The sequence below is a fragment of the Pseudomonas protegens genome (assembly GCF_003363755.1).
In the GTDB taxonomy this organism is placed as follows: domain Bacteria; phylum Pseudomonadota; class Gammaproteobacteria; order Pseudomonadales; family Pseudomonadaceae; genus Aquipseudomonas; species Aquipseudomonas danubii.
Genome location: NZ_CP031396.1, coordinates 5756366 through 5770031 on the forward strand (window position 1 = coordinate 5756366; position 13666 = coordinate 5770031).

Below are 13666 nucleotides of genomic sequence, written 5' to 3' on the forward strand. Positions count from 1 at the left end.
TTTCGTGCCTGTCATTTCAGCAGCTTCTTGAATTCGCTCAGAGGTAGCGGCTGGCTGTGCAGGTAGCCCTGGTACAGATGGCATTCCAGCCCCTGGAGGAATTCCAGTTGCTGTGGGGTTTCCACGCCTTCGGCGATGACCTTCAGGTTCAGGCTGCGGGCCATGGCGACGATGGCCCGGATGATTTCCGCATCGTTGGGGTCGTGGGTGGCATCGCGGACAAATGACTGGTCTATTTTCAGGGTGTCCACCGGCAGGCGTTTTAGGTACGTCAGGGAGGAGTAGCCGGTGCCGAAGTCGTCCATGGCAAAACTGACCCCGAGTTTTTTCAGTCGACGCATCTTGTTGATGGTGTCATCCAGGTTCTGGATCACGATGCCTTCGGTGATCTCCAGCTTCAGCAATGATGAGGGCAGGGCATAGGCAGTCAGGCTGTGTTCGATTCGTTCGACGAAGTCGTTCTGGCGAAATTGCCGAGGGCTGATGTTGACGCATAGGCTGAAGTGGTGCGGGTCCACCAGGCCTTGCTCGATCAGTTGGCTGAAGGCCAGGCAGGCTTCATCGAGAATCCAGGTGCCCACTTCAAGGATCAGTCCGCTGTCCTCCAGCACCTTGATGAACTCCGTCGGTGATTGCGCCCCCAGCTCCGGGTGCTGCCAACGCACCAGGGCCTCGGCGCCGACGATGCGGTTGTCGCGGGCATCCACCTGTGGCTGGTAGTGCACGCTGAATTCGCCGCGGGACAGGGCCAGACGCAGGTCGGTTTCCATGCGCAGGCGTTCGCTGGCGGCCTTCTGCATGGTGTTGTGGTACATCTGCGTGGTGTTGCGCCCGGAGTCCTTGGCGCGGTAAAGGGCAATGTCGGCGCGCTTGAGCAGGTCGGTGGGGGTCGAGCCGTGATCGGGAATCAGCGCCACGCCGATGCTGGGGGTGACCTGCAGGCGCTGGCCGTCGAGGAACATCGGTTCCGAGAGCAGCTCGCGCAGGGTCCCGGCCAGTTGCCGCACCTGTTCACTGACCTCATTGCGCGAGCCTTCCAGGCCGCTGAGCAGCACCACGAATTCATCGCCGCCCAGGCGCGCGACGGTGTCCTCCATGCGCACGCTGGCTTCCAGTCTGGCGGTGATGATCTTCAGTACGGTATCGCCCACCGGGTGCCCCAGGGAGTCGTTGATGTGCTTGAAGTGGTCCAGGTCGAGGAACAGCAGGGCGCCCCGCAGATTGTGGCGCTTGAGCAGAGCGATCTGCTGGCTCAGGCGGTCCATCAGCAGGGCGCGGTTGGGCAGGTTGGTCAAGGGATCGTGGTAGGCCAGGTGGCGGATCTGTGCCTGGGCATTCTTCAGCAGACTGACGTCCCGGGCCGTCAGCAGCAGGCACGGGGTTTCATTGAGGATGATCGGCTCCACCGAGACCTCTAGGGTGAGGATTTCCCCGCGCTTGTTACGCCCGAGCATTTCCAGGTGATGCACTCGGCCCTTGAGCCTGAGCTCCGCCAGCAGTGTGGCGAGCTGGGCTTCTTCGGCCCAGATGCCGACCTGATACATGGTGTGGCCGAGCACTTCATCGGTGCGGTAGCCGGTCAGGCGGCAGAAGCCGTCGTTGACCTCCAGGTAGCGGCCGGTGTCGCGCTCGGTGATGGTGATGGCGTCAGGACTGGAGTGGAAGGCCTTGGCGAACTTCTCTTCGCTGGCCTTGAGCGCGGCCTCGGAACGCTGTTGCTGGGTGATATCCCGCAGCGTGGTGACGATGCACGGCTGCTTGTCGACGGTGATCAGGCGGCTGGAAATGATGCAGGTCAGTGCCTGGCCGCTCTTGTGGTTGACCACCACTGCCACGTTGTTCAGCGCCTGTTCGCGAATCACCTGTTCGATCCGCCGCAGACGCGGGGCGGGATCTGCCCAGAAGCCGATCTGTTCGGCGCTGCGGTTGATCACATCTTCCGGGGTCCAGCCGAAGGTCTGGGTGAAGCTTGAATTGATCTCGATGAACTGACCGGTTTCCAGCAGCGTCAGGCAGATGGGGTCCGGGCTGACCTGGAACAGGCTGGCGAACTTCTCTTCCGAAGTGATCAGGCGCTGTTCGCGTTCCACCTGTTCGGTGATGTCCAGCAGCGTTCCGGCCATGCGCAGTGGATTGCCCTGCTCGTCGCGATAGAGGCGAGCGCGGCTTTCCAGGTAGCGCGAGCTGCCGTCCGCCAGTTGCACCCGGTAAGTCAGCTGGTAGTTGCCCGCCGGGCCTTCCCGCAGGCTGCGATAGGCATCGCGCATGCTGTCGCGTTCTTCAGTGGGGACGCCCTCGAAAAAGGCTTCGAAGGATTCATGGAAGGGCGCCGGCTCCAGGCCGTGCAATTGTGCGGCCCGGGCCGAGCCATAGAGCATGCCGCTGGGAATGTGCCAATCCCAGGTGCCCAGTTGCGCCGAATCCAGGGCCAGGTCGAGGCGTTCCTGACTGTCTTTGAGGGCTTGTTCGGCTCTTTTGCGTTCGCTGGTATCGAGAAAGGTGCTGAGCAGGTAGGGCTTGCCTTCCAGTTCGATTTTCTGCGCGCTGAGAATGCCGTCGTGGATCTGGCCATTGCTGGCGCGGAACTGGACTTCGAGGCTGGCGGCCTGGCCCTTTTTCTGCACGGCCTTGATCAGTTGGGCGCGCTGTTCGGGATTAACCCACAGGCCGATCTCCAGGGTAGTGCGGCCTATCACATGTTCGGCGGGCCAGCCGAACTGGCTTTCGAAGTATTGGTTGGCCTCGCTGATCAGGCCATCTTCCAGGCGGGTCAGCAGCACCATGTTGGGGCACAGGTGAAACAGGGTGGCGAAACGTTTTTCCGAGCTGCTGAGGGCTTCCTCCCGCTGGCGTTGGTGGGTGATCTCGCGGATCACCCCGATCATTCGGGGCTTGCCATGCTTGTCCGGTAGCACGCTGCCGTTGATCTCCAGCCAGTGCAGGCTGCCATCGGGCCAGCGAATGCGGTGGTGCATCGCGTGTTCCAGGGGCGCTCCCGCCAGCACTGAATGAAAAGCCCGTACGGTTCTGGCCCGGTCTTCAATGGGGAGCAGATCGAGGTATTCGAGGTTTTCCGGCAGGGGTTGGCGTGGATCGAAGCCAAACAGTGCCTGGGTGCCCCGGGACCAGCTGATTTGCCCGCTTTCAATATCCCAATACCAGGCTCCCAGCCGCGCGCCATTGAGAGCGGCAAGCAACTGCGGTGCGCTTTCCCAGCTTTGCTCCGACTCCCTGGGGTCGACAGCATGGATACGCGGCATGGGTGGAATACGGTCAGCGGGTTTTGGCATGGGTGTCAGGCCTTGAGCTGAGTCATTCGTTTGGCGCGGGATACTCATGACAGTTCGGCTTGGCACGGGCAATACCCGGAAGAGCTATGCCGGGTTCCCTGGCCAATCGACTTGTGCATCCAGTAAGGCCATGAAGGCCCGCGCAGCATTCGACAGCGTCCGTTCGGTATGCAGGATATAGCCTAGCTGGCGTCGCAGTTGTATGCCCGGTAAAGGAATGCGCGCCACTTGATCGTCGAGCATGGTGCGGGGCAGGACGCTCCAGGCCAGACCGATGGAAACCATCATCTTTATAGTTTCCAGATAGTTAGTGCTCATGGCGATGTTCGGCGTCAGGCCTTGGGCCTCAAACAAGCGTTGGACAATATGGTGGGTAAAGGTGTTGCCGCCGGGAAAAACTGCCGGATGCAGGGCAATATCCGCCAGGCTGACCTGGCCGTTGCTGACCAGCGGATGTTCCGGGGCGGCGACAAAGTCCAGCGGGTCGTCCCAGACCGCGGTGGCCTTGATCAGACTGTGGGGCTCGGGTGCCAAGGTGATCACCGCCAGTTCGGCGCGGCCGTGGAGGATTTCCTCGTAGGCCACCTCGGAATCGAGGAATTGGATGTCCAGGGCCACTTGCGGGTAGCGCCGGGTAAAGGCCCGCAGCAGCGGCGGCAGGCGGTGCAGGCCGATGTGATGGCTGGTGGCCAGGGTTAGGCGGCCGCTGACTTCCCCGGTGAGGTTGGTCAGGGCGCGACGGGTGTCGTCCAGCACGTTGATGATCTGATACGCCCGGGGCAGCAGAGCGCGTCCGGCCTCGGTCAGGCCGACCTCGCGGCCCAGGCGGTCGAACAGCCGCACATTGAGCTGCTGCTCCAGGCCGGCGATACGTTTGCTGATAGCGGGCTGGGTCAGGTGCAGGCGTTCACCGGCGCCGGAAAAGCTGCCGGTCTCGGCGATGGCTATAAAGGCATTGAGGTTGGCCAGGTCCATGGTTGTATTCCAGTTGGTTATCCAAAGCATGAAAAATATGAATTTGAGTTATTTAATCTAACGCCATAGCATCAGCCTCACAAGCCAAGGGGTTATTGATCGGCCGACGGTCAGGGCCCGGGGCATAGAAACAAGCTGATGAGGAATGGTCCGATGGCCGGCAAGACGCTCTACGACAAGCTCTGGGATTCGCATTTGGTCAAGCAGCGCGACGATGGTTCGGCGCTGATCTATATCGATCGTCACATCATCCATGAAGTGACCTCGCCGCAAGCGTTCGAAGGCCTGCGTCTGGCCGGACGCAAGCCTTGGCGCATCGATGCCAACATCGCTACCCCGGACCACAACGTACCGACTACGCCTGAGCGCAAGGGCGGGATCGAAGCGATTGCCGATCAGGTCTCCCGGCTGCAGGTGCAGACCCTCGATGACAACTGTGACGAATACGGCATCGTCGAATTCAAGATGAACGATGTGCGTCAGGGCATCGTCCACGTGATCGGCCCGGAACAGGGCGCCACCTTGCCGGGCATGACCGTGGTCTGCGGTGACTCCCACACCTCCACCCACGGTGCCTTTGGTGCCCTGGCCCATGGCATCGGCACTTCCGAGGTGGAGCATGTGCTCGCCACTCAGTGCCTGGTGGCCAAGAAGATGAAGAACATGCTGGTGCGCGTGGAAGGCACCTTGCCCTTTGGCGTGACCGCCAAGGACATCGTCCTCGCAGTGATCGGCAAGATCGGCACCGCCGGTGGCAACGGCCACGCCATCGAGTTCGCCGGCAGCGCGATTCGCGACCTTTCCGTTGAAGGCCGCATGACCATCTGCAACATGTCCATCGAAGCCGGTGCCCGTGTCGGACTGGTGGCGGCGGACGAAAAGACCGTGGCTTATGTCAAGGGTCGTCCATTTGCACCCAAGGGCGCCGAATGGGACTTGGCGGTCGAGGCCTGGAAAGACCTGGTGTCCGATGCCGATGCCCAGTTCGACACCGTGGTCGAGCTCGACGCCGCGCAAATCAAGCCGCAAGTCAGCTGGGGCACTTCGCCGGAAATGGTTTTGGCCGTGGATCAGCGCGTGCCGGACCCGGCCAAGGAAATGGACCTGGTCAAGCGTGACTCCATCGTCCGTGCCTTGAAGTACATGGGTTTGAGCGCCAACCAGGCCATCACCGACATTCAATTGGATCGCGTGTTCATCGGTTCCTGCACCAACTCGCGGATTGAAGACTTGCGTGCCGCGGCGGTGATCGCCAAGGGCCGTAAAGTGGCCTCCACCATCAAGCAGGCGATCGTGGTTCCGGGTTCGGGGCTGGTGAAGGCCCAGGCTGAGTCGGAAGGCCTGGACAAGATCTTCCTCGAAGCCGGCTTCGAATGGCGTGAGCCGGGCTGCTCGATGTGCCTGGCGATGAACCCGGATCGCCTGGAGTCCGGTGAGCATTGCGCGTCGACGTCGAACCGCAACTTCGAAGGGCGCCAGGGTGCCGGTGGGCGCACCCATCTGGTCAGCCCGGCCATGGCCGCCGCCGCCGCTGTCAGCGGTCGTTTCGTCGACGTCCGTGAATTGATCTAAGGAGCGCAGCATGAAAGCTTTCACCCAGCACAATGGTTTGGTCGCGCCTTTGGATCGTGCCAACGTCGACACCGACCAGATCATCCCCAAGCAATTCCTCAAGTCGATCAAGCGCACCGGCTTCGGTCCGAATCTGTTCGATGAGTGGCGCTACCTCGACGTGGGCCAGCCCTACCAGGACAACTCCAAGCGTCCGTTGAACAAGGAGTTCGTCCTTAACGCCGAGCGTTACCAAGGGGCCAGCGTGTTGCTGGCGCGGGAGAACTTCGGCTGCGGCTCGAGCCGTGAGCACGCGCCCTGGGCCCTGGAAGAGTACGGTTTTCGCAGCATCATCGCGCCAAGCTATGCCGACATCTTCTTCAACAACAGCTTCAAGAACGGTTTGTTGCCGATCATCTTGAGCGACGCCGAAGTCGACGAGCTGTTCCAGCAGGTCGAAGCCACGCCGGGTTACCAGTTGCACATCGACCTTGAGGCGCAGACCGTGACCCGTCCCGACGGCAAGGTGTTGAAGTTCGAGATTGATGCCTTCCGCAAGCATTGCCTGCTCAACGGTCTGGACGACATCGGCCTGACCTTGCAGGACGCTGACGCCATTGCCGCCTTTGAGGCCAAGCATCGGGCCAGCCAGCCCTGGTTGTTCCGCGACGCCTGATCGCCGGCAGCCAGCTCCTGCGGATTTGTGTTGCAGGAGCTGGCTGGCCAGCGAACGCCGTTCCCCTGATCAAAAGGACCACAGCATGACCAGCAACGCCCATAGCCAGGTGGTACAGAAGCAATTCGGTGAACAGGCCTCGGCCTACCTGAGCAGTGCCGTACACGCTCAAGGCGCCGAATTCGCGCTGCTACAAGCCGAAGTGGCGGGCCGGGGTGCTGCCCGGGTCCTGGACCTGGGCTGTGGCGCCGGTCATGTCAGCTTCCACGTTGCGCCGCTGGTCAAGGAAGTGGTGGCTTACGACCTCTCCCAGCAGATGCTGGATGTAGTGTCGGGAGCCGCGCAGGAGCGTAATCTGCACAACGTCCGCACCGTTAAAGGCGCAGCTGAGCGCTTGCCGTTCGCCGACGGCGAGTTCGACTTCGTCTTCAGTCGCTACTCGGCTCACCATTGGAGCGACTTGGGCCTGGCCTTGAGAGAGGTGCGCCGGGTGCTGAAGCCGGGTGGCGTGGCGGCGTTCATTGATGTCTTGTCGCCGGGCAGTCCACTGCTGGACACTTACCTGCAAAGCGTCGAAGTGCTGCGTGACACCAGTCATGTTCGTGACTATTCGGCTGGGGAGTGGCTGCGCCAGGTCAGCGAGGCAGGGTTGCATACCCGCAGTACCGCTCGTCAGCGTCTGCGCCTGGAGTACAACTCCTGGGTCGAGCGCATGCGCACGCCCCAGGTGCTGCGGGCGGCAATTCGCGAGCTGCAGCAGGCAATGGGCAATGAAGTGCGCGAATATTTTGAGATTGAGGCCGATGGTTCGTTCAGTACAGATGTACTGGTGCTGTGGGCCGAGCGATAGAACTTTTCCGGGCGCGCCTGCGGGTGCGCCGACAGAGCAAATGAGGAACGCATGAGCAAGCAGATTCTGATTCTCCCAGGTGACGGTATTGGTCCGGAAATCATGGCCGAGGCGGTCAAGGTGCTGGAATTGGCCAATGACAAGTACAGCCTGGGCTTCGAGCTGAGCCACGACGTCATCGGTGGTGCTGCCATCGACAAGCACGGTGTGCCCCTGGCCGATGAGACCCTGGATCGTGCTCGTGCCGCCGATGCTGTGCTGCTGGGTGCTGTGGGTGGTCCGAAGTGGGACAAGATCGAGCGTGATACCCGTCCTGAGCGGGGCTTGCTGAAGATTCGTGCGCAGTTGGGTCTGTTCGGCAACCTGCGCCCGGCGATCCTCTATCCGCAACTGGCCGATGCCTCGAGCCTGAAGCCGGAAATTGTCTCGGGCCTGGATATCCTCATCGTGCGCGAGTTGACCGGCGGCATCTACTTCGGCGCGCCTCGCGGCACCCGTGAGCTGGAAAATGGCGAGCGCCAGTCCTACGACACCCTGCCGTACAGCGAAAGTGAAATCCGTCGTATCGCCCGGGTCGGCTTTGACATGGCGCGGGTGCGTGGCAAGAAGCTCTGCTCGGTGGACAAGGCCAACGTTCTGGCCTCCAGCCAGTTGTGGCGTGAAGTGGTCGAACAAGTGGCGCTGGACTACCCGGATGTCGAGTTGAGCCACATGTATGTGGACAACGCCGCCATGCAACTGGTGCGTGCGCCGAAGCAGTTCGACGTGATCGTCACCGACAACATGTTCGGCGACATCCTCTCCGATGAGGCTTCGATGCTCACCGGTTCCATCGGCATGCTGCCGTCGGCTTCCCTGGATGCCAACAACAAGGGCATGTACGAGCCTTGCCACGGTTCGGCGCCGGACATCGCCGGCCAGGGTGTTGCCAACCCGCTGGCGACCATCCTCTCGGTGTCGATGATGCTGCGTTACAGCTTCAACCTGAATGACGCGGCAGATGCCATCGAGCAGGCGGTGAGCCGAGTGCTGGATCAGGGTTTGCGCACCGGTGACATCTGGTCGGCCGGTTGCACCAAAGTCGGTACGCAGGAAATGGGCGATGCAGTAGTCGCCGCGCTGCGGAATCTGTAATCTTTCGGGCCCACCGCACAGACGGTGGCCCACTTTTGTAAAGGTGTAGTTGCGATGAAACGTGTAGGTCTGATCGGTTGGCGCGGTATGGTCGGTTCCGTGCTCATGCAGCGGATGCTTGAAGAGCAGGACTTCGATCTTATTGAACCGGTGTTTTTCACCACTTCCAATGTCGGTGGCCAGGGGCCGTCGGTGGGCAAGGACATTGCTCCACTGAAGGACGCCTACAACATTGAAGAGTTGAAAACCCTCGACGTGATTCTGACCTGCCAGGGTGGCGACTACACCAGCGAAGTCTTCCCCAAGCTGCGTGAAGCCGGCTGGCAGGGTTACTGGATCGACGCCGCTTCCAGCCTGCGCATGCAGGATGATGCGGTGATCATTCTTGACCCGGTGAACCGCAAGGTCATCGACCAGCAACTGGATGCCGGGACCAAGAACTACATCGGTGGCAACTGCACCGTCAGCCTGATGCTGATGGGCCTGGGCGGCTTGTTCGAAGCCGGTCTGGTGGAGTGGATGAGCGCCATGACCTACCAGGCGGCCTCCGGCGCCGGCGCGCAGAACATGCGCGAGCTGATCAAGCAAATGGGCGCGACCCACGCGGCTGTCGCTGATGACCTGGCCAATCCGGCCAGCGCCATCCTCGACATCGACCGTAAAGTGGCTGAAGCTATGCGCAGCGATGCCTATCCGACCGAGAACTTCGGCGTGCCGCTGGCCGGCAGCCTGATCCCGTGGATCGACAAGGAACTGCCTAACGGCCAGAGCCGTGAAGAGTGGAAGGCCCAGGCCGAGACCAACAAGATCCTCGGTCGCTTCAAGAGCCCGATCCCGGTGGATGGCATTTGCGTGCGCATCGGCGCCATGCGCTGCCACAGCCAGGCGCTGACCATCAAGCTCAACAAGGATGTGCCGATCGCCGATATCGAAGGGCTGATCAGCCAGCACAATCCCTGGGTCAAACTGGTGCCGAACCAGCGCGACATCAGCATGCAGGAGCTGAGTCCGACCAAGGTCACCGGCACTCTGAACATTCCGGTAGGCCGTCTGCGCAAGCTGAACATGGGCTCGCAGTTCCTCGGTGCCTTCACCGTGGGCGACCAGTTGCTGTGGGGTGCGGCCGAACCGCTGCGCCGCATGCTGCGGATCTTGCTGGAGCGTTGATTCTCTAAGCGTTTGAAACAGCCCGCCCCTTGCACAAGGCGCGGGCTTTTTCATGCTCATGTAGCGGACTCGCCCGCGAAGAGTGCTCTAGCCCAACCGGCACTTTCCCCCGCGAATTGCCTCGTCACCCCGTGCCGGGTAAAGTGCCGCTCCCCCCGTTCCGCCTGAGGTAGCACCATGACCCCGTCCTTTGATATTGCTGTTATCGGCGCCACCGGCACGGTTGGCGAAACCCTGGTGCAGATTCTCGAAGAGCGTGATTTCCCCGTTGCCAACCTGCACCTGCTCGCCAGCAGTGAGTCGGCCGGTCACTCGGTGCCGTTTCGCGGCAAGAATGTTCGTGTGCGAGAAGTCGACGAGTTCGACTTTGGCAAGGTTCAGTTGGCGTTTTTCGCCGCGGGCCCTGCGGTGACCCTGAGCTTCGCTCCGCGAGCCACAGCGGCCAATTGCGCCGTGATCGACCTCTCCGGTGCCTTGCCGTCGGCCCAGGCACCCAATGTCGTGCCTGAGGCCAATGCCCAGGTGCTGGCTGGTCTAAAGAAGCCGGTGCAACTGAGCAGTCCCAGTGCTGCGGCCACGGCACTGGCGGTGGCGCTGGCGCCATTGCAGGGCGTGCTGGATATCCAGCGGGTCAACCTGACGGCCAGCCTGGCGATTTCCAGCCAGGGGCGTGAGGCCGTCAGCGAGCTGGCCCGGCAAACCGCCGAACTGCTGAATGTGCGACCGCTGGAGCCGCGTTTCTTTGACCGCCAAGTAGCCTTCAATCTGCTGGCTCAGGTCGGTACGCCAGATGCCCAGGGACACACTCTGTTGGAAAAGCGTCTGGTGAGAGAGTTGCGGGAGGTGCTGGGGCAGCCTTTATTAAAGATTTCTGTCACTTGCATTCAAGCACCGGTGTTTTTTGGCGATAGCTATAGCGTGACTTTGCAGTCAGGTGCTGACGTCGATCTGGCGGCGGTGAATGCGGCGCTGGAGGCGGCTCCCGGCCTGGAACTGGTGGACGCCGGTGATTATCCCACCGCAGTGGGTGACGCCGTGGGCCAGGACGTAGTCTATGTGGGGCGTGTTCGTGGGGGCGTCGACGATTCGGCGGAACTGAATCTGTGGCTGACTTCGGACAACGTCCGCAAAGGTGCGGCCTTGAACGCTGTGCAGCTGGCTGAATTGTTGATAAAAGACCTGCTGTAAAAGATACTTGGCAACAATTTGCAGAATGAATCTAGCTGGGCGCTATGCTTGGCAAGTTGCTGGAGGTGAGTGGCCGTCAGGTGCTCCCGGGGCATGCAGTAAATAATCCCGCGTGGCGGTCGCTCATGATCCCGCGCAGTGCCTTATGGCAGCCGCTACAAAACCTTCTCGCTGGCCGAGGAATGTTCAAACAAAGGATGAGGCTATGGTTCAAGTTCGCAAACTGGTGTTAGCAATAGCGGCCGCCTCGGCGCTGTCCTCCGGTATGGCGCAGGCGCTTGGGCTCGGGGAGCTGACCCTGAAGTCGAGTCTGAACCAGCCTCTGGTAGCAGAAATCGAATTGCTCGATATCAAGGACCTTACTGCTGCGGAAGTGGTGCCCAGCCTGGCCCCGGCAGAAGAGTTCGCCAAGGCCGGCGTCGATCGTCAGGCCTTTCTCAATGACCTGAGTTTTACTCCTGTTCTCAATCCCGGCGGCAAGAGCGTACTGCGGGTGACCTCTAGCCAGCCGTTGTCGGAGCCGATGGTCAAGTTTCTGGTCCAGGTAATGTGGCCCAACGGTCGTCTGCTGCGCGATTACAGCGTGCTGCTGGACCCTTCGAAGTTTTCCCCGCAAACCGCTGCTGCTGCACAGGCGGCACCGGTCAGTGGTCCGGCGGTGAATGCCCCGGTCACTCGTGCCAACAAAATCAGCAAGCCTGAGCAATACACAACTGCGCCTCGTGACACGCTGTGGGAAATCGCCGCAAAGAATCGCAATGGCGCGTCGATCCAGCAAACCATGCTGGCGATCCAGGCGCTGAACCCGGATGCCTTTATCGACGGCAACATCAATCGATTGAAAGCTGGCAGGGTCCTGCGCCTGCCTGACGTGGTGCAGAGCACCGCGTTGCCGCAGCCCAAGGCCATTGCCGAAGTTGCTGCGCAGAATGCTGCCTGGCGTCAGGGGCGTCGCGCTGGTGCACGGAGCCAACTGCAGGTGGATGCGACTCGTCGTGCGGGTGCCGAAAAGGCGCCCAAGCAGGTCAACACCAAGGACAACCTGAGCCTGGTTTCTGCGGACAGCGGCAAGGCTGGTGGCAAGGGCGTCGCGGGTGATAGCAAGGCCCTGAACAACAAGCTGGCGGTGACTCAGGAAAGCCTGGATGCAACCCGTCGCGATAATGCTGAGCTCAAGGAGCGCATGGCGGATCTGCAGAGTCAGCTGGACAAGCTGCAGCGCCTGATCGAATTGAAGAACAACCAGTTGGCCAAGTTGCAGGCTGAAGGTGCAGCCCCTGTCGCTCAGCCAACAGCGGTGATGCCTGCTGAGCTGGTGGCCAAACCTGAGGCGCCTGCGGCGACGCCAGTGGTTGCGCAAGCTCCAGTCAGTGAGCCAGCAGCCAATCCGGCTCCGGATGTGCCAGCGGCCCAGGCTGACGAAGACAAGTATGGCGACCTGCTGACCAATCCAATCCTTCTCGGGCTGGTAGGTGGCGGTGCGATAGTGGCGGTGTTGCTGCTGTTGCTGTTGCTGGCGCGTCGTCGCAAGGCTCAGCAGGAAGCGGAAAAGCACCTGCGCATGGCGCGGGCGTTGTCCGAGGAAAATAGCGACTTCGCCGAGGAACTGGATCTTCCGGAAGGTAGCTTCGAAGGTCTTGAAGTCCCGCCACCAAGCGTCAAGCTCGCTCCAGCTCCAGCTCCAGCTCCAGCTCCAGCTCCGGTGATGGCGCCAGTTCCGGCGGCGCCGGTTGAGCGAGCCACCGATGTGCTGGGACAGGCGCAGAACCATATCGATGGTGGTCGCCTGAATCAGGCGGCAGCCATTCTTGAAGAGGCGGTCAAGCTCGAGCCGCAGCGCAGTGATCTGCGCCTCAAGCTGATGGAAGTGTATGCGCATCAGGGGGATCGCAGTGCCTTCGTCGCTCAGGAGCGGCAGCTGGTAGCCAATGGCGATAACCACGCTCAGGTCGAGCAGCTCAAGAGCCGTTTCCCGGCGATGGTGGCGGTGGCGGCGACAGCTGGGCTGGCTGCTGCGGCTGTGGCTGCGGAACTGGATGCTCAGTATGTCAAGGAGCTGCTGGATGAGCCTGAGCCCGCGGCGCCTGTGGAAGGTCTGGACGCGGATTTCGATCTGAGCCTGGATGACCTCGAGGCAGCTTCGCCAGCGGTAGTGGTGTCCGAACCTGAGGTTGAGCTGGAGGAGTTCCCTCTGGACGACGACCTGAGCTTTGGTTCGGTTCTTGAGCAGCAGACTGCGGCCCAGGAAAGCCTGGATGATCTGGGGGATTTCGACCTTGATCTCGGAGCGGACCTGCCGGCGTCGACCCAGAGTGACGACGACTTCCTGTTGAGCCTGGAAGACGATCTCAAGGATCTGCCGGCTGGCGATGTGCCTACCGTCACCGAGTCGACGCTGGATGACTTGGATCTGTCGGCGGACTTCGATCTGTCCCTGGCTGATGAAATGGATGCCGCGGCAGAGCCCAAGGACGCCTTTGCCTCCGAGCTGGATGATGTCAACGCCGAACTGGATCGTCTGGCCCAGAGTCTGGATCAGGCGGAGCCGGCTACGCCAAGCTTCACGGCTGAAGATGCTGCGGCTGCGCCTGAGGAAGCGGATTTCGACTTCCTCGCCGGCAGCGATGAAGTGGCCACCAAGCTGGATCTGGCTCAGGCCTATATCGATATGGGTGACAACGACGGCGCTCGGGATATTCTGGGCGAAGTGCTCAGCGAGGGTAATGAAGGGCAGAAGAGCGAAGCGCAGGAAATGCTCGCAAGGCTGGCCTGAAACAACCCGATGCTTGAGCGGAACGGCAGCCGATAAGGCTGCCGTTTTTGTTGGTGGTGCTT

The 13666-nt window shown here is 61.3% G+C and carries 9 protein-coding genes; 7 read left to right on the top strand and 2 right to left on the bottom strand.

The annotated features are described in order from the left end of the window. Nucleotides 1-11: 11 nt before the first annotated feature. Both DWF74_RS26145 and DWF74_RS26150 read right to left on the bottom strand, forming a co-directional pair. On the bottom strand, nt 12-3290 hold the full coding sequence (locus tag DWF74_RS26145; protein ID WP_102863674.1) for an EAL domain-containing protein: 3279 nt from the start codon (nt 3288-3290) through the stop codon (nt 12-14). Between the two features lie 84 nt (nt 3291-3374). Then, on the bottom strand, nt 3375-4265 hold the full coding sequence (locus DWF74_RS26150; RefSeq protein ID WP_102863672.1) for a LysR family transcriptional regulator: 891 nt from the start codon (nt 4263-4265) through the stop codon (nt 3375-3377). 153 nt (nt 4266-4418) lie between these two features. On the opposite strand from DWF74_RS26150, the gene leuC reads away from it, so the two are divergent. The 7 genes from leuC (at nt 4419) to DWF74_RS26185 (ending at nt 13604) form a co-directional block, all read left to right on the top strand. After that, nucleotides 4419-5837: a 3-isopropylmalate dehydratase large subunit gene (leuC, locus tag DWF74_RS26155; RefSeq protein WP_102863671.1), complete on the top strand. Its 1419-nt coding sequence runs from the start codon at nt 4419-4421 to the stop codon at nt 5835-5837. A 10-nt stretch (nt 5838-5847) separates the two neighbouring features. Continuing rightward, nucleotides 5848-6492, top strand: a complete 645-nt coding sequence (gene leuD / locus DWF74_RS26160) for a 3-isopropylmalate dehydratase small subunit (RefSeq protein WP_115581981.1) — start codon at nt 5848-5850, stop codon at nt 6490-6492. 85 nt (nt 6493-6577) lie between these two features. Then, on the top strand, nt 6578-7342 hold the full coding sequence (locus DWF74_RS26165) for a class I SAM-dependent methyltransferase (protein WP_102863667.1): 765 nt from the start codon (nt 6578-6580) through the stop codon (nt 7340-7342). Between the two features lie 51 nt (nt 7343-7393). After that, the gene (gene leuB, locus DWF74_RS26170; protein WP_102863665.1) at nt 7394-8476 is read left to right on the top strand and encodes a 3-isopropylmalate dehydrogenase; all 1083 of its coding nucleotides are present in this window, start codon (nt 7394-7396) and stop codon (nt 8474-8476) included. 54 nt (nt 8477-8530) lie between these two features. After that, nucleotides 8531-9643: an aspartate-semialdehyde dehydrogenase gene (gene asd, locus DWF74_RS26175; protein WP_102863663.1), complete on the top strand. Its 1113-nt coding sequence runs from the start codon at nt 8531-8533 to the stop codon at nt 9641-9643. 177 nt (nt 9644-9820) lie between these two features. Next, nucleotides 9821-10831: an aspartate-semialdehyde dehydrogenase gene (locus DWF74_RS26180; RefSeq protein ID WP_110596800.1), complete on the top strand. Its 1011-nt coding sequence runs from the start codon at nt 9821-9823 to the stop codon at nt 10829-10831. A 205-nt stretch (nt 10832-11036) separates the two neighbouring features. Continuing rightward, nucleotides 11037-13604, top strand: coding sequence for a FimV/HubP family polar landmark protein (locus tag DWF74_RS26185; RefSeq protein WP_115581982.1), 2568 nt, complete (start codon nt 11037-11039; stop codon nt 13602-13604). Nucleotides 13605-13666: the final 62 nt, after the last annotated feature.

Bases quoted from the DNA above. Each gene is read 5' to 3' on its own strand.
- DWF74_RS26145 (WP_102863674.1), bottom strand. From the start codon at position 3,290: ATGCCAAAACCCGCTGACCGTATTCCACCCATGCCGCGTATCCATGCT.
- leuC (WP_102863671.1), top strand. From the start codon at position 4,419: ATGGCCGGCAAGACGCTCTACGACAAGCTCTGGGATTCGCATTTGGTC.
- DWF74_RS26180 (WP_110596800.1), top strand. From the start codon at position 9,821: ATGACCCCGTCCTTTGATATTGCTGTTATCGGCGCCACCGGCACGGTT.
- DWF74_RS26165 (WP_102863667.1), top strand. From the start codon at position 6,578: ATGACCAGCAACGCCCATAGCCAGGTGGTACAGAAGCAATTCGGTGAA.
- leuD (WP_115581981.1), top strand. From the start codon at position 5,848: ATGAAAGCTTTCACCCAGCACAATGGTTTGGTCGCGCCTTTGGATCGT.
- DWF74_RS26150 (WP_102863672.1), bottom strand. From the start codon at position 4,265: ATGGACCTGGCCAACCTCAATGCCTTTATAGCCATCGCCGAGACCGGC.
- leuB (WP_102863665.1), top strand. From the start codon at position 7,394: ATGAGCAAGCAGATTCTGATTCTCCCAGGTGACGGTATTGGTCCGGAA.
- DWF74_RS26185 (WP_115581982.1), top strand. From the start codon at position 11,037: ATGGTTCAAGTTCGCAAACTGGTGTTAGCAATAGCGGCCGCCTCGGCG.
- asd (WP_102863663.1), top strand. From the start codon at position 8,531: ATGAAACGTGTAGGTCTGATCGGTTGGCGCGGTATGGTCGGTTCCGTG.